Genomic DNA, 16,325 nt, shown 5'->3' on the forward strand with positions numbered 1-16,325 from the left:
CGGTTGAGAAAAGATAAAGGGGCCAACCCCTGCGGGTTTAGCCCCTTTTTCCGGCGGTTTTAGCGCCGGGTGAATTACCCCTGTAAAATAGGCGAATCGCTTAAGATGTCAACGCCGGAACCTAAGAAGGTTGCCATTTATATAGACGGCTTCAACCTCTACCACGCGATTCACGATCTTAAGCGGCCCCATCTCAAATGGTTAAATTTGTTTACCCTTGGAACCAAGCTGCTTCGGGATGGCGAGGCCTTGGAGAAGGTGCACTTCTTCACAACCGTAGTTGATTGGAATGCACCCAAGCGGACCCGCCATCAGACTTACCTGATGGCGCTGGCCGCCAAGGGCGTAAAAATTAGCCATGGCAATTTCAAAAAAGCATCACGACACTGTTCGCAACACGACCGCCATTGCCCCTTCCGGGAGGAAAAGCAAACTGATGTTGCGATTGGCGTTCAAATCGTTGCGGACGCCTTCAAGGGCACGTTTGAACGCATGATCCTGCTAACGGCGGACACCGACCAAATTCCAGCGGTCGAAATGGTCAAACGCGAATTTCCCAACAAAGACATAACTTGGCTGGCCCCTCCGGGAAGGATGCAGCAAGCCAGAGAGCTTGGCGATCTTATCACCGATAGATCTGAGCTAAGCTCTGGAATGATTCAGAATTGCAGGTTGCCGCGCGTCGTCATGGACGCGCAACAAAACATAGTGTGCTCAATGCCAAACGAGTATGCCGCACCTAACTCTTAGCTTTCTTCTTAGCCTTAGCTTTCTTTTTCTTCCCAACCTTCATTTCCTCGTGCGGCTTTGGCTTCATACGCACGAGTGCTCCCATCAATTTTTTGGTAGCTTCAATGTCTGGCGGTCGCTTCATAATTAGCACCGGTTTGCGAGGAAAAGTTGAGCGGCTGCTCAACGGCGACGTGCGGAGTAGCGATTTTCACGATCTCATATTCGAAATGAGAGATGAATCAGGCGGCAGCGGTACAGTCAGCGAGATCGGCAACTTTATTGCGCATCCGCTGGTCCGCACACAGGGCATCGTGTGGCGTGAAGTAAACGACACCATGTCATTTATGCGGTTTCGCGTGCCGTTGGCGAGAAATCGAATCATCACGCGCACAATATCATCTTCTGTTCCCGATATTCTTCGCACTAACCTCCGTCGCATACGGAAGACTGCTCTCTTGCAGGCTCTTGGGATGAAGCGAGCGCAAGCCGAAGTCATCTTGGAACGTGTGCTAGGTCGCCTTGTCCCGGTCAGCGTAGGTCGTTTGAGCAAGTTGGCCGCCGAAACCAAAGAAGAATTTGAAGTCGTTAGCTTTGTAGCCTCATTTATTAGAGGTGGCCCATTTTTTACCGATTTTGTCCTGTTCGAAGACTTCTGTCGGGCCCTTCAAAAGAAGGGTCTGATAAAGGCATCCGAAAAGATGGCGCTCAAGCGAGTTAGGCCAGCGCTATCCATATTTGCATTGGTCGTAATGCACGGCAGAAAAGTCGACCTAGGCGACGGGACATTTGCAACAATCTCGATTCAAAGAGATATGAGCAACAACCTCGCCAGTTTTGCGACGGCTGAAATCGAAAAGGACATAGGGCGCGGTAGAGGTATTGCGAACCTATGGGTTTTCCAGACATCATTACCAGTCTCGGATTGGTGCGGGCCCGACGTTGCGGCGGCTCATCGCTCACCATTCATTGGTGACTTTGAACTTACCGCCGAATCCAAATTGGGGAGGGTAAGTTAGTCATCCTGGTCGTCCGCCTGCAATTCTCGTAGGCGGTCATCAGCGCGTTTAAACACCGCTTGGGCTTGCTCCAACAGGCTACCTAGGTTGCGGATCGTTTCCGCAGCCAATTCCTGCCAAGCTTCTAGTTCTTCTCTCTCTTTGTTCTGCACTGTCCCTCTCAGTGCACTTGCACACTCAACCTAAATGCCATCCGGGGCGCGCCAATTGAGCTTTCGGCTCAATGGCTGTAACCTAGGAATAATTGCACTTTTGTCAAGTATATAAGTGCGAATTATTGCCTGAAACTCGCGAATTTCGCAAATCTGCCGTGTTCTGTGTCGCGGCGCCGCTTGAGTTGCGCCGCTGCCGCCGATACGGTCCCTCGCTCGCCCGGTGGCGTCTGGGGCCATCCCCATCAAATCCGGATAAAACCCCAAGAGATTCAAGGACAAAGGGAGCGCCGGCCCGTGCCTATGATCTACAAAATCACCCCCGCTTCGGCCTGGCGTGAGGCCGAGCGGCAGGGCGTGTACCGGGGCAGTGCGGACGACCAACGCGACGGCTTCATCCATTTTTCAACCGCCTCCCAGGTGGCCGAGACCGCGCGCAAGCACTACCACGGGCAAACCGGCCTGTTCCTGGTCGCGGTCGATGCTGATGCGCTTGGCGATGCCCTGCGCTGGGAGCGGTCGCGCAACGACGAGCTGTTCCCGCATCTCTATGGCGAGCTTGACCTCGGCGCGGTCACCGAAATCCTCGACCTGCGCGCGCGCTCCGACGGCGGCCACGACGTTCCGGAGCTCAAGCCGTGATCCGTGCCTTCGACGCTTTCTCGCTGCCGCTGCTGCGCTGGTTCGATCCCGAAGATGCCCATCGCATGGCGATCCAGGGCCTGAAGCTGCTGCCGCCGATCCGGCAGCGGGCGGATGATCCCAAGCTCGCGGTGCGCGCCTTCGGGCTGAACTTTCCGAACCCGATCGGCATGGCCGCGGGCTTCGACAAGAGCGCGGAAGTGCCCGACGCGCTGCTGCGGCTCGGCTTCGGCTTTGTCGAGATCGGCTCGGTGACGCCGAAGCCGCAAGCGGGCAATCCGCGGCCGCGGCTGTTTCGCCTAGAGCGCGACGAGGCCGTGATCAACCGCATGGGCTTCAACAATGACGGCGCGGAGGCCGTGTTGCGGCGGCTCGCCGCGCGCGCCGCCGGCGGCGGCATCATCGGGGTCAATGTCGGGGCCAACAAGGATTCGTCCGACCGTGTCGCCGACTACGTGAAGCTGATCGAGACGTTTGCCCCGGTCGCGAGCTATTTCACCGTCAACGTCTCCTCGCCGAACACGCCGGGCCTGCGCAACCTGCAGCAATCGGCGGCGCTCGACGATTTGCTGGCGCGGGTTATCGACACCCGCGAGCGCGTGCGCAAGAACGCCGGCGATTCGCCGGTCCTGCTGAAGATCGCGCCGGATCTGAGCCTCGCGGAGCTCGACGACGTCGTGCACATCGCCCGCTCGCGGCGCGTCGATGGCATGATCGTCGCCAACACCACGCTGGCGCGTCCCTCGACCTTGCGCGAGGAGAACCGCGCCAAGGAGCAGGGCGGCCTGTCGGGCCGTCCGCTGTTCCGCCTGTCGACGCGGATGGTGGCCGAGACCTATGTCCGTGTCGAAGGCGCATTTCCGCTGATCGGCGTCGGCGGCATTGACTCCGGCGGCGCCGCGCTGACCAAGATCCGCGCCGGCGCCAGCCTGATCCAGCTCTATTCCTCGCTGGTCTACAAGGGCATCGGCCTGGTCGAGGACATCAAGCTTGATCTGTCCTCGACCTTGCTGCGCACCGGCCGCGACTCGCTGTCGGAAATCGTCGGCGTCGATGCCGCGACCATCACGGCCGAGGATTGGCCGGTGAGGTAACCACCCTCTCATGCCCCGGATGCGGTGCAGCGCGCCGCACTTGCGGCGTGGTGCGCTGCTGGTCCGGGGCCCATGGTTGACATAGGTCCCGGCTCTGCGACGCGTCACTTCGTGCCGCACCGCGTCCGGGACACGAGAGGCTTCATCCGGGCTTCTGTAACGGGCCTTTGTAAGTCAATCCCTTTTTGCGTGATCCACTCGCCGGGCACTTGCTTCTGTACGGGATCGGCGCGAAGGCCGTCGCCTGATGGGGTGCATTGAGGAGCCGGCCGGCCAATCTACGGAAGCGTGGTTGTGAGCCACTTCCCGGATGGCGGCCTGACCGGATCCATCGTCCCGGCGCAGGGACCTCGCTCAGGGAGAGCCTGGTGTCGTGGCCCGCCCAGAACCGATTGCTGCTCCTTGCTTAGGTTGCCGAGGCCTTGGCCATCGGGTTGAACGGTTTGGCGTCGGCGAGCATGCGATGCAGAACGACGGCGAGCTTGCGTGCGAGCGCCACCTTGGCCTTGCGCAGGCCTGCGCGCCGGGCGATCCGCATCGCCCAGCCTTTCAGCGCCGAGCAGTTCCTGACCGGCTTGGTCAGCATGACGTGAGCCGCCTGATAGAGCGCCTCGCGCACGGAGGCATCGCCGATCTTGCTGATGCGGCCGGTATAGTCGGTTTCGCCCGATTGGTACTTCTTCGGGGTGAGGCCAAAATGCGCTCCCGTCGCCTTCGAGGACCGGAAGCGCTTCGGGTCGTCGACCGCCGCGGCGTAGGTAAGCGCCACGATCGGGCCGACGGACGGTGTCGTCATCAGGAGGCGGGCTTGAGGGTGCGACCTGGCGAGCTTTTGGGTGTGCTTATCCAGGCCATTGAACTCGCGCCGCAGCACGGCGTGGGCTTCGAGCAGCGCCTGTGCCACGATCTCAAGTCCGGGATGGCCCGCTACGAGCTCCCGGATGCGTTCGGCGAACGTGCGCTCGGTGGTCGTGCCGACCTTCAGACCGAAGCCGCGGAGCACGCCGCGCAGGCTGTTCTCGATGTCGCGCAGCTTGGACTGCAGCAGCTTGCGTGCCGTCAGAACCGCCCGCGTCTCCTGCGCTTCGATCGACTTGCAGTGCACCGGCCGGAACCAGCCCAGCCGCATCGGTTGCGCGATCCCGCGGGCATCGTTGCGGTCCGACTTCACCGGCATCGCCTTGAAGGCATCGCGGACGTGCCGCGTCTCCAACAGTTCGACTGCCAGGCCCGCATCCCGCATCGCTGCGTAGAGCCATTGCGACAGCGGACCAGCCTCCAGCCCGATCCGTTCCAGCACCAACCCCAGCGACCGCAACCAGGTGATCAAGGCCTCCGGCTCACTCGCAACCCTCGCCTCGCGCAAAATCTTACCTGTCCCATCGACAAGGCAGACGCTCGAGCATTCCAAAGACACGTCGATTCCTGCATAGTGGTACATGGTCGTCCCTTAATGATGCTTGGAGCGGGCTTGCCCGACTCCGTTTATTGACACCATCAGTTTGAGGGACGACCGCCTTCCAACCAACAGGCCGCTCGCGAGCGCGCTTCCAAATCGCGCCGTAGCGAGCGGGCGGCCGGCCCGTTACCCCATCTACGCAGCCTTGAACGTCTTCCTGAGTAACGCCGAATAGCGCAGGCCCTGCAGGCCGCCGCGTGCGACGTAGAAGCCGAGCAACGCGATCCACAGTCCGGTGTTGCCGAACGAGCTGAGTGCCCACCAGGCCGCAAGGAAGATCGCGAGCGAGGCCAGCATCAAATTGCGCATCTCGCGCGCCCAGGTGGCGCCGACATAGATGCCGTCGAAGCCGAACGCGAACACACCGGGCAGAGGTGCCAGGATCACGAACACCAGGAAGTCGCGCGCATAGCGGCGCACGTCGTCGCTGGTCGTCATCAGATTGATCAGCGCAGGTCCGAACAGCGCAAACAGCACCGATACGACCAGCGCAAAGCCCAAACCCCACAGCAGCACCAGCCGGGTCGAATCGGCGAAACCTCGCGCATCGCGCGCGCCGAACGCGCGGCCGCACAGCTGCTGGGCGGCGTTGGCGAGCCCGTCGAGGAAGAAGGCGCTCACCAGCAGGAAATTGTTCAGCACCGAATTCGCCGCCAGCGTCACGTCGCCTTCGCGCGCGCCCTTGGCGGTGAAGAACAGGAACACGATGATCAGCGCCGCGGTGCGGACCATGATGTCGCGGTTCACCGCCAGCATGCGCATCAGCTTGGTGCGATCGAACAGCGTGGCCGCGGGAACAGCGAAGCCGCTCTCGGCGATCCGCCAGGCCGCGACGATGCCGGCTGCAAAGCCTGTACCCTCGGCCAGCACGGCGGCGATCGCGGCGCCCGCGATGCCTGCGGCGTAGACCTGCACCAGCAGCACGGTGGCGGCCACGTTGATGAGATTGACCACGATCTGTAGGACGAGCGCGAGATTGGCGCGCGCCTGCCCGACCAGCCAGCCGAGGATGACGTAATTGGCCAGCGCCAGCGGCGCAGACCAGATCCGGATCATGAAATAGGTCTTGGCCGCGTGCGTGACGCCCTCGCTGCCGCCCATCAGCTGGAACGTGACCGTGGCGAGCGGCACCTGCAGCGCGATCAGCGCAGCCCCGATCAGGCCGGCGACGATGAAGCCGCGCACCAGGATCGCGGCATATTCCTTGATCTCGCCGGCGCCCTGCGCCTGCGCGGTAAAGGCCAGCGTGCTCATGCGCAGGAAGGCGAACAGCCAGAACAGGCAGTCGAAGATCACCGAGGCCATCGCCACGCCACCGAGCAATGCGGCATCGTCGAGCCGGCCGATCGCGGTGGTCGAGACGATGCCGATCAGCGGCGTGGTCAGGTTGGCGACCATCGCGGGTCCGGCGATGGCGAATACCTGGCGCGTCGTGATCTTTGGGTGGATGGGTGCGTGCATGGCTACAGTTGCGAGGAATTTACGTTTCTATCCCGTCATCCGTTGCACAGCCATGCTCGAATTGTTCTCAGAGCAATGCGGTGGCATGGGGGCTGAGCGGCCGACAGAGCAATCGCGTGGTCAGAATACGACTACCATGCCGTCGCTCGCCGCCGTGTAGGGCAGGTCGCCAACGCGGCCCAGCATGTCGTCGCTCATATGGGTCAGCACCACGCGCTTCGCGTTGATGGCGGGCAAATGCCGTTCCAGCGTCTTCAGGCTGAGATGGTTCTTGACCATCTTGTCGTAGGTATAGGCTTCGGCAATGAAGAGGTCGGCGCCCTGCGCGGCCGGGATCAGCGCGTCGGTCCACTCGGTGTCGGCGCTGTAGCTGATGACGCGGCCTTCCGCCTCGATGCGATAGGCGAGGTGCGGCCCGCCGGATTCGCCATGCACGACCGGGTAGGGCGCCATGGTCACCTCGCCAAAACTGCGCCGCTCCTTTGGTGCGAGCGTGACGACGGACAGATCGAAGCGCTGCCTGGTTTTGGAGGAATGCTCGAACATCACCTCCATCACCGCAGGCAGTTTGGTTTCGATCCCTTCGGGCCCGGCGATGACGAGCGGCCTTGTGCGGCGGGAGAACTGCGCGTCGAGCAGGAAGAACGGCAGGCCGGCAAAATGATCGCCGTGGAAATGGGTGATCAGGATCAGATCGATCGCCTCGCGGTCGATCTCAAGCTGCTTCATCGCCGGGAGCGACGAGGCGCCGCAGTCGATCAGGAAATTGGTGCGTTCGCCGTTGACATGGAAACAGGTGTTGAAGCGGCCTCCGGAGCCGAATGCATCGCCGCAGCCGACAAATCGCAATTGCATCGGCTGCGAGCTCTCCTTGGGATCAGCGGCCGCGCGGCGCGCCGAACAGCCGCGACAACAGCCAGATCGGGATCACGATCACCGCGCCGAGCAGGAAGTAACGCCAGGCCCAGTTGATCGCGTCGAAGCCGAAATCCCAGAGGCTCTGGAACAGCCTGCGGATGCTGTAGAGAATATTCCAGGGATCGAGGCCGATCGCGGCGAGCACGACGCCGACCAGGATCGAAAGCAGGATCAGCCGGAACGCCACCGCGAGCGGCGATCCGCCGAGAAAGCGGTACAGGCCGTCACTCCGGCCGGCCGGCAAGTCCCGGATGTTGTCTGGCATCTCTGTCTCCTGGCGGAATCGTTCGCATTATAGGTCACGGCGCAGCACATGGGAAATCCGTGAGCGGCGATCAATGGCTGCCCTGCAACTGCGGAATTAATTCGCTGTCATGGTCATTAACAACCGTTCAAGTGTCTCCAGCCGGTCGGCCTCGCGCGGCGGCTTGTCCCAGCGCAGGCGGCTGATCCGGGGAAAGCGCATCGCGACGCCGGATTTGTGACGCGGCGAGCGCTGCAAGCCCTCGAACGCGACTTCGAGCACCAGCCCCTGATCCGGCTCATGCACGACATGCCGCACCGGACCGAACTTCTCGGTGGTGTTGCGGCGGACGAAGCGGTCGATCTGCAGCAGCTCCTCGTCGGTGAAGCCGAAATAGGCCTTGCCGACCGGCACGAGCTCGTCGCCGTTATCGCCCCGGGTCCAGACCCCGAACGTGTAGTCGGAATAATAGGACGAGCGCTTGCCATGGCCGCGCTGGGCATACATCAGCACCGCGTCGATGATGTGCGGATCGCGCTTCCACTTCCACCACGGGCCTTTCGGCCGTCCGGGCAGATAGGGCGCGTCGCGCCGCTTCAGCATCACGCCTTCGACCGCATCGGCATCGTCGCCGGCGCCGGCGCTTTTCGGATCGGCGCGCGCCGCGGCCAGCTCTTCCCAGCTCGCGAACGGAACGGTCGGCGACAGGTCGATACGCGGATCGTTCAGCTTGGCGACGAATCTTTCGAGATGCGCGCGGCGCTCGGTGAAGGGCAGCTCGCGCAGATCGTTCTCGTCGTCGCTGAGCAGGTCGTAGGCGCGCAGATGGATCGGAAACTCCTTGATCAGCTTCGGCGAAACCACCTTCCGGTTCAGCCGCTGCTGCAGCACGTTGAAGGTCTGCACGCGGTTTTCGCGCAGCACCAGCAGTTCTCCGTCGATTGCACCGGGCAGATGCAGCGACGGGACGAGGTCGGGGAAGCTGCCGGTGATGTCCTCACCGCTGCGCGAATAGAGCCGCGCCTGGATGTGACCGCGCGCATCGCGGCCGGCGACAGCCTGCACGCGGATGCCGTCCCACTTCCATTCCGCGCTGAAATCGGCGGCGTCGAGATTGGCGAAATCCGCATCCTCGATCGCATGCGCCAGCATCACTGGACGGAACGGCGTCGGGTCGCGGTTGACAGGCTTGTCGCCGCGGCCCTCAAGCCAGGCGAACAGGTCGAGATAGGGCGGCGACAGGCCGGGCCACATCAGCTCGATCTCGTGCGGATCCTTAGTCCCGAGCGCAGCCGCGGCGGTCTTCGCCAGCCGCGCCGAGATCCCGATCCGCATCGCGCCGGTGACGAGTTTTAACAGCGCCCAGCGCCCGGTCTCGTCGAGCTCGTCCAGCCAGCGCGCCAGCTGCGCCGGCAATTCAGCCTTGCCGAGCGTGCGCAGCGTGGTGACGACATCAGTCAGCGTCGGCGGAGGCGGGTTGTTGTGGAGGCTGGACTTGCGGCCTTCTTCACCTATCCCGCTTGCGGGGGAGGTCGGATCGGCGGACGGCGCGCCAGCGCGGTCGGCCGATCCGGGTGGGGGCTTTCTCCGCTTGTCGATCGCGTGGAGAGACCCCCACCCCGACCCTCCCCCGCAAGCGGGAGAGGGGGAAGCCTTCGGCCACATCAGCGCGACGGTCTCGGAGAGATCGCCGACGTAATCATAGGAGTAGTCGAACAGCACCGGGTCCGCGCGTTCGGTGATCAAATCGCGGATCAATCCCGGCTTGGCGTGCTTGAACGACAGCGCACCGGTCAGCGCCGCCAGCGCGTAGCCGCGGTCGGGGTCCTCGGTCTCGCGGAAATAGGCGACCAGCAGCTTGATCTTGTTGTTGCGGCCGGGCTCGTAGGCGAGGCGATCGAGCAGTTGGGCAAAGCGATTCATGTTTCGGCCTCGCCGGCGGGCTGGGCCTCGCCGGTGACCGCCGCCGTGTCGCCCTCATCCTCGTCGCCATAGCCGACCAGATCGAGCGGCCGCGCGGCAAGGCCCTTGCTCTTGCACCAATGCACCAGCGCGTCTTCCTGGCCGTGGGTGACCCAGATCTCGCCGGCGCCGGTCGCGGCGATCGTCGCCGTCAGCCCGTCCCAGTCGGCATGATCTGATATCACCAGCGGCAGCTCGATGCCGCCCTGCCGGGCCCGGGCGCGCACGCGCATCCAGCCCGACGCAAAGGCCGTGACCGGATCGGGAAAGCGCCGGGTCCAGACGTCGGATGTCGCGCTCGGCGGCGCCAGCGTGATGGTGCCGGCCAGCTCGGCCTTCTTCATGCCGCGCGCCGGCCGGAGCTCGCCGAGCGCAATGCCGCGCTCTTGATAATAGTATGTGATCTTCTCCATCGCGCCGTGCAGATAGATCGGCGCGTCGTAACCAGCCTCGCGCAACAGCGCGATCACGCGCTGCGCCTTACCCAGCGAATAGGCGCCGACCAGGTGCGCGCGCTCCGGAAATAGTTTGACCGATGCCAGCAGCTTGTTCACTTCGCCGGCCGCATCGCCATGGCGGAACACCGGCAGGCCAAAGGTCGCCTCCGATATGAAGACGTCGCACGGCACGAGCTCGAACGGGGCGCAGGTCGGATCGCGCGCATCCTTGTAGTCGCCGGAGGCGACAATGCGGGTGTCCTTGCAAGTGACTGCGATCTGGGCGGAGCCCAGCACATGGCCGGCGGGATGAAACGTCACCGTGACGTCGCCGAGCCTGATCTCTTCGCCGTAGGCGACGGCCTGCGTCGAGCCGGCGAAATTCTCGCCATAGCGCAGCCGCATCATGTCGAGCGTTTCCCGGGTCGCGAGCACCGCGCCATGACCGGCTCGCGCATGGTCGGAATGGCCATGCGTAATCAGGGCACGTTCGACCGGCCTGACAGGATCGATGTGGAAGCCGCCGGGCTTGCAGCAAAGCCCGGCCGGGACGGGCATCAGGATGTCTTGCGGGCGCATTGCCCCTATATAGGCGCTCGATCCCTGATGTTTAGCCGTCATGCGCGGGCTTGACCGGCGCGTCCATCTCCGGAAAGAGTCCGTGCTTTGATGGATGGCCGTAACAGGCCAGATCGGTTCCTTAAGACAAGATCGGTTCGTTAAGAAGAGAATGGCCCCCCGCCTGTTTCTGTCCTCCGGCGACCTCGTCGCCGACCGCCGCTACGAGTTCGCGCGCGACCTGCAATTGAAGGGCGATCTGCCGGCTGCCGCCGATCTGCTCGAACAAGCGATCGAGCTGGTGCCGAATTTCCCCTCCGCCTGGTACACGCTCGGCAAGATCCGCCTGGAGCTCGGCCAGCGCGAGGCTGCGATCGCAGCCTTCCGCGCCGCGCGCGACGCCGATCCCGAAGACCGCCATGGCGCCGGCCTGCATCTGATGCAGCTCGGCGTCGAGGCTGTCAGCGCGATGCCGCCGGGCTACGTGCAGACATTGTTCGATCAATATGCGCCGCGCTTCGAGGCCGCTCTGGTCGGCGATCTCGGCTATCGCGGGCCGGCGCTGCTGTTCAAGGCCGTGCTGTCGGTGCGCGCGAGCGCGAAGAAGCCGGCCTTCTTCAAGCGCGCGATCGATCTCGGCTGCGGCACGGGCCTGGCCGCAGGCGCATTCGCGGAGCATGTCGACCGCTTCATCGGCATCGACCTGTCGCCGCGCATGATCGACAAGGCGCGCGCCACGGGTCTCTATGCCGAGCTCGAGGTCGACGACATGCTCAACGGCATTTCCGGCAAGCCGGACGCCAGCGCCGAATTGATCCTGGCCGCAGATGCGATGGTCTATGTCGCCGATCTCGCGCCGCTGCTGGCCGAGGCCGCACGCGTCCTGGTGTCAGGCGGCGTGCTTGCCTTCACGACGGAGACCCATGACGGCGAGGGCGTCGTCATCGGCGAGGGGCTGCGCTACGCCCACAGCACGCCCTACGTGCGCGCCTCCGTCGCCGCTGCGGGGCTGACGCTGGCTCTGCTCGACGATCTCTCGGCGCGCAATGAAGACAACATCCCGGCGCCCGGACTCGTCGCCGTCGCCGTCAAGCCGTGACGCTTTCTTACCCTCTCCCCTTGTGGGAGAGGGTGGCTTCGATGCGGTAGCATCGAAGCCGGGTGAGGGGTCTCTATCCGCGGATGCAGACCCCTCATCCGGCGCGGACGCTGTCCGCGCCACCTTCTCCCACAAGGGGAGAAGGGAAGAGTCGTCCGCGTTGTGTGCTCAAACTTGAGTCTACACGCTACGCATTTGCCGTGACGCGGCATTGCGCCGCAAAGCGGTGACTTCGCGCTTGCCCGGCGCAGGGCGGAATGCGAGAGCTTTTCGCCTCAGGGAGAGAAGCAATGAAAAAACATACTCGGCGCGAGTTTGGTGCCACTGCATTGTCTGTCATCGCAGCGTCCGTGCTGCCCGCGCCGTTCGTCCGTGCCGCGGACAAGAAATACGATCCGGGTGCGAGCGACACCGAGATCAAGCTCGGTCAGACCGTGCCGCATTCCGGCCCCGGCTCGCTCTATGGCGTGCTCGGCCGCGTCGGCGAAGCCTATTTCCAGATGCTGAACGACAAGGGCGGCATCAACGGCCGCAAGGTGAAATTCCTCACCATGGACGACGCCTACAGCGCGCCGAAATGCGTCGAGGCGACGCGCCGCCTGGTCGAGCAGGAGGAGGTGCTGGCGCTGTACGGTTCGCTCGGCACCGCGCCGCAGACCTCCGTGCACAAATACCTCAATTCCAAGGGCGTGCCGCAGCTGTTGCTCAATACCGGCGCCTCGAAGTGGAACGACCCGAAGAATTTCAAATGGACCATGGCGGGCCTGCCGCTCTATCCGACCGAAGCGCGCATCCTTGCAAAACACGTCGTCAGCGTGAAGCCGAACGCCAAGATCGGCATCCTCTACCAGAACGACGATTTCGGCCGCGACTTCCTCGGTCCGTTCAAGAAGGTGCTGGCCGATGCCGGCGGCACCGCGCAGGTGATCATGGAGCAGACCTACGATCTCACCGATCCGACGGTCGATTCCCAGCTGATCAATCTCTCGAAGTCGGGCGCCGACGTGTTCTACAACATCACCACCGGCAAGGCGACGTCGCAATCGATCCGCAAGGTGGCGGAGCTCGGCTGGAAGCCGCTGCAGCTGCTGTCGGCCGGCTCGACCGGCCGCTCGATCCTGAGCGCGGCCGGTTTCGAGAACGCCAAGGACATCGTCGCAATCCGTTACGCCAAGGAAGCAGGACCGGGCCGCTGGGAGAAGGACCCCGACTCGATGGCGTTCGAGGATCTGCGCAAGAAATATCTGCCCAACATCGATCCCGACAACACCATCGCCTTCGCCGGTTACGGCCAGGTGGCTACGATGGCGGAGATCCTTCGCCGCTGCGGCGACGAGCTCACCCGCGCCAACGTGCTGAAGCACGCCACCACGCTCGCCGGCTTCCACTCGCCCTTCTTCCTTGACGGCGTCAATTACAGCTACACGCCTGACGACTACACGCCGATGAAGACGCTCTATATCTCGATCTTCAACGGCAAGGACTGGGACATCTCCGACAAGCCCGTGGTGGAGTAGGGGGCGGGCGCGCTCTCTCGCTGTTCCTCAACCTCGCCCCGCTTGCGGGGAGAGGTCGGATCGCATCGAAGATGCGATCCGGGTGAGGGGGTACAGGTCTCACCGCGCTCGGCACTCGCGGAAGCAGCCCCTCACCCCAACCCTCTCCCCGTAAGAACGGGGAGAGGGAGCGGACACAGCTCGCCCCTTGCCAGTTGCTGCCATCCCCGCTCCGCCCTCGACGAAACCGCCTGAACCACCTACCTCTTGGGCGTGTCGACGCTCGATCTCTTTTCCGTCACGCCGTCGGAAACGGCCGATCTCTTGCCGCGCCGGTTTCGCGACTGGTTTGCCTCACGCGGCTGGTCGCCGCGCGAGCATCAGCTCGCGCTGCTGGCGAAAGCGCGCGAGGCGCGCTCCGCGCTGCTGATCGCGCCTACGGGCGCGGGCAAGACCCTGGCCGGGTTCCTGCCGACGCTGGTGGAGTTGAGCGGGGAAGCGCCTAGCGGCCGTGATTTTGGTCACCTCCCCCTGAAAGGGGGAGGTCGGCGCGCTCCGGCGCGCGGGAGCGCTGCCGAGCGCGACGGGTGGGGGTCAGCCGCAGGCACCGAACGAGCGGCTGACCCCCACCCCAACCCTCCCCCTTTCAGGGGGAGGGAGCCTGACGACCTTGTAAGCGGAGAAGGAACCGCATCGGCGAGATCGCGCCCCAGCCTCATCTCCACCGGCCGCGGCGTTCGCCGCTCCGCCGGCTTGCACACGCTCTACATCTCGCCGTTGAAAGCGCTCGCGGTCGACATCGCGCGCAATCTGGAGACGCCGGTTGCCGAGATGGGGCTGCCGATCAGGATCGAGACCCGCACCGGCGACACGCCGGTGTCGCGACGGCAGCGGCAGCGGCGCTATCCGCCGGACATTCTGCTCACCACGCCCGAGCAACTCGCGCTGCTGCTCGCCTCCGACGACGCGCCGTTCCTGTTCTTTTCGCTGAAGCGCATCGTGCTCGACGAGCTGCATGCGCTGGTCACCTCCAAGCGCGGCGATCTGCTGTCGCTGGGGTTGGCGCGGCTCTGGACCATCGCGCCGCAGGCGCGCGCGATCGGCCTCTCGGCCACGGTGGCCGAACCGGAGCAGCTGGCGCGCTTCCTGGTGCCGCAGCCCCGCGGCGAGAGCGTGTCCGCCGACGTCGTTATCGCCGGCGGCGCCGCGCCGCCGGTGGTCGAGATGCTCGACACGCGCGAGCGGCTGCCATGGTCCGGCCACAGCGCGCGCCATGCGCTGCCCGAGGTCTATGAGCTGATCAAGCGCAACAAGACCACGCTGGTGTTCGTCAACACCCGCAGCCAGGCCGAGATGCTGTTCCAGGATCTCTGGCGCATGAACGACGATGGGCTCGCGATCGCGCTGCATCACGGCTCGCTCGACGTCGCACAGCGCCGCAAGGTCGAGGATGCGATGGCCGCCGGCCGGTTGCGCGGCGTGGTCTGCACCTCATCGCTCGACCTCGGCGTCGACTGGGGCGATGTCGACCTCGTCATCAATATCGGCGCACCCAAAGGCTCGTCGCGGCTGATGCAGCGGATCGGCCGCGCCAACCACCGCTTCGACGAGGCCTCGCGCGCCGTGCTGGTGCCGGCCAACCGGTTCGAGGTGCTGGAATGCCGTGTCGCGATCGATGCCATCGCCGAGAATGCGCAGGACACGCCGCCGCTGCGCTCCGGCGCGCTCGACGTGCTCGCCCAGCACGTGCTCGGCTGCGCCTGCGGCAAGCCGTTTCTGTCCGACGAACTCTACGATGAGGTCAGGACCGCGGCGCCCTATGCGTCGCTGGCGCGGACGGACTTCGACGACGTGGTCGACTTCGTCGCCACCGGCGGCTACGCGCTGAAGACCTATGAGCGTTTCGCGCGGATCAAGCAGGACAAGCAGGGTCGCTGGCGCGTCACCAATCCCAAGGTGCGGCAGAGCTACCGGCTCAATGTCGGCACCATCGTCGAGGAGACCATGCTGAAGGTCCGGCTGGTGCGGTCGCGCGCCGGCGGTAGCGGTTCGACCGGTGCGATCGCCCGCGGCGGCCGCATGCTCGGCGAGATCGAGGAAGTCTTCATCGAAGGCCTCGTGTCCGGCGACACGTTCGTGTTCGGCGGTGAGGTGGTGCGCTACGAGGCGCTGGTCGAGGACCAGGTCTATGTCTCCCGCGCCAATGACAAGGATGCAAAAGTGCCGTCCTATATGGGCGGCAAGTTCCCGCTCTCGACCTATCTCGCCGAGCGCGTCCGCAAATTGCTCGACAACAGCCGCGCCTGGAACGCGCTGCCGGATCAGGTGCACGACTGGCTGTCGCTGCAGCGAAAGTTCTCCCGCGTCCCGGCGGCGCGCGAGTTGCTCGTGGAAACCTTTCCGCGCGGCGGCAGCCATTATCTGGTCTGCTATCCGTTCGAGGGCCGGCTCGCGCACCAGACGCTCGGCATGCTGCTGACGCGCCGGCTGGAGCGCGCCCGCGCCCGTCCGCTCGGCTTCGTCGCCAATGAATATGCGCTCGCGGTCTGGGGCGTCGGCGATCTCTCCTTCATGATCCGGCAGGGTAAGCTCGATCTCAACGCGCTGTTCGGTCCCGATATGCTCGGCGACGATCTCGAGGCGTGGCTCGCGGAATCCGCGCTGATGAAGCGCACGTTCCGCAATTGCGCCATCATCTCCGGGCTGATCGCGCGCCGCTTCACCGACGAGGAGAAGTCGCGCCGCCAGGTGCTGTTCTCGACCGACCTGATCTACGACGTGCTGCGCAAGCACCAGGCCGACCATGTGCTGCTGCGCGCCGCGCGCGGCGATGCCGCCACAGGGTTGCTCGATCTCCGCCGCCTCAGCGACATGCTTTCGCGCATCCACGGCCGAATCACCCATAAGGCGCTCGATCGCGTTTCCCCGCTTGCCGTCCCCGCACTGCTGGAAATTGGCCGCGAGTCAGTTTATGGCGAAGCATCCGACGAGCTTCTGGCCGAGGCGGCCGAGGAACTCGTGCGGGAGGCGACGACATAACGCTGGGGACCGGATG

14 protein-coding genes are annotated in these 16,325 nt (G+C 64.2%); 7 read left to right on the forward strand and 7 right to left on the reverse strand.

The features are described from left to right. The first annotated feature begins 105 nt into the window (after window positions 1-105). The gene (locus WDM24_RS03480; protein ID WP_338830473.1) at window positions 106-750 is read left to right on the forward strand and encodes an NYN domain-containing protein; all 645 of its coding nucleotides are present in this window, start codon (window positions 106-108) and stop codon (window positions 748-750) included. A 104-nt stretch (window positions 751-854) separates the two neighbouring features. Continuing rightward, window positions 855-1,748 carry a hypothetical protein gene (locus WDM24_RS03485; protein ID WP_338830474.1) on the forward strand — a complete coding sequence of 298 codons (894 nt, stop codon included), beginning with the start codon at window positions 855-857 and terminating at the stop codon, window positions 1,746-1,748. Here the strand turns inward: WDM24_RS03485 and WDM24_RS03490 are convergent. After that, the gene (locus WDM24_RS03490) at window positions 1,745-1,900 is read right to left on the reverse strand and encodes a hypothetical protein (RefSeq protein WP_338830476.1); all 156 of its coding nucleotides are present in this window, start codon (window positions 1,898-1,900) and stop codon (window positions 1,745-1,747) included. The genes WDM24_RS03485 and WDM24_RS03490 overlap by 4 nt on opposite strands. Before the next feature lie 297 nt (window positions 1,901-2,197). Here WDM24_RS03490 and WDM24_RS03495 point away from each other — a divergent pair, with 297 nt between their 5' ends. Both WDM24_RS03495 and WDM24_RS03500 read left to right on the forward strand, forming a co-directional pair. Then, window positions 2,198-2,542 carry a DUF952 domain-containing protein gene (locus WDM24_RS03495; protein ID WP_026191943.1) on the forward strand — a complete coding sequence of 115 codons (345 nt, stop codon included), beginning with the start codon at window positions 2,198-2,200 and terminating at the stop codon, window positions 2,540-2,542. Beyond that, the gene (locus WDM24_RS03500) at window positions 2,539-3,636 is read left to right on the forward strand and encodes a quinone-dependent dihydroorotate dehydrogenase (protein ID WP_338830477.1); all 1,098 of its coding nucleotides are present in this window, start codon (window positions 2,539-2,541) and stop codon (window positions 3,634-3,636) included. The genes WDM24_RS03495 and WDM24_RS03500 overlap by 4 nt, the downstream gene beginning before the upstream one ends. 406 nt (window positions 3,637-4,042) lie before the next feature. On the opposite strand, the gene WDM24_RS03505 is transcribed toward WDM24_RS03500, so the two are convergent. The 6 genes from WDM24_RS03505 to WDM24_RS03530 form a co-directional block, all read right to left on the reverse strand. Further along, window positions 4,043-5,077, reverse strand: a complete 1,035-nt coding sequence (locus WDM24_RS03505; RefSeq protein ID WP_338830478.1) for an IS110 family transposase — start codon at window positions 5,075-5,077, stop codon at window positions 4,043-4,045. A gap of 153 nt (window positions 5,078-5,230) precedes the next feature. After that, entirely contained in the window at window positions 5,231-6,556 is a 1,326-nt protein-coding gene (locus tag WDM24_RS03510) for an MATE family efflux transporter (RefSeq protein ID WP_338830479.1), read from the reverse strand. 120 nt (window positions 6,557-6,676) lie between these two features. Beyond that, the gene (locus WDM24_RS03515) at window positions 6,677-7,411 is read right to left on the reverse strand and encodes an MBL fold metallo-hydrolase (protein ID WP_338830480.1); all 735 of its coding nucleotides are present in this window, start codon (window positions 7,409-7,411) and stop codon (window positions 6,677-6,679) included. 22 nt (window positions 7,412-7,433) lie between these two features. Beyond that, complete coding sequence (locus tag WDM24_RS03520) at window positions 7,434-7,739, reverse strand: DUF6460 domain-containing protein (RefSeq protein ID WP_338830481.1); 306 nt, start codon at window positions 7,737-7,739, stop codon at window positions 7,434-7,436. Between the two features lie 96 nt (window positions 7,740-7,835). Beyond that, window positions 7,836-9,641: a cisplatin damage response ATP-dependent DNA ligase gene (locus WDM24_RS03525; RefSeq protein ID WP_338830482.1), complete on the reverse strand. Its 1,806-nt coding sequence runs from the start codon at window positions 9,639-9,641 to the stop codon at window positions 7,836-7,838. Then, a complete protein-coding gene (locus WDM24_RS03530; protein ID WP_338832570.1) occupies window positions 9,638-10,696 on the reverse strand; it encodes a ligase-associated DNA damage response exonuclease in 1,059 nt (352 codons plus the stop codon). Before WDM24_RS03530 ends, WDM24_RS03525 begins: the two co-directional genes overlap by 4 nt. Window positions 10,697-10,847: 151 nt before the next feature. Here WDM24_RS03530 and WDM24_RS03535 point away from each other — a divergent pair, with 151 nt between their 5' ends. From WDM24_RS03535 to WDM24_RS03545, 3 genes are all read left to right on the forward strand, one after another. Next, window positions 10,848-11,774 (forward strand): methyltransferase domain-containing protein, encoded by a 927-nt coding sequence (locus WDM24_RS03535; protein WP_338695340.1) that lies wholly within the window; start codon window positions 10,848-10,850, stop codon window positions 11,772-11,774. Window positions 11,775-12,064: 290 nt separating this feature from the next. Then, entirely contained in the window at window positions 12,065-13,291 is a 1,227-nt protein-coding gene (locus WDM24_RS03540) for an ABC transporter substrate-binding protein (protein WP_338695341.1), read from the forward strand. A gap of 252 nt (window positions 13,292-13,543) precedes the next feature. Then, window positions 13,544-16,309: a ligase-associated DNA damage response DEXH box helicase gene (locus WDM24_RS03545; RefSeq protein ID WP_414645808.1), complete on the forward strand. Its 2,766-nt coding sequence runs from the start codon at window positions 13,544-13,546 to the stop codon at window positions 16,307-16,309. The last annotated feature ends 16 nt before the right edge of the window (window positions 16,310-16,325 follow it).

This window comes from Bradyrhizobium sp. 27S5, assembly GCF_037217225.1.
Classification (GTDB): Bacteria; Pseudomonadota; Alphaproteobacteria; order Rhizobiales; family Xanthobacteraceae; genus Bradyrhizobium; species Bradyrhizobium septentrionale.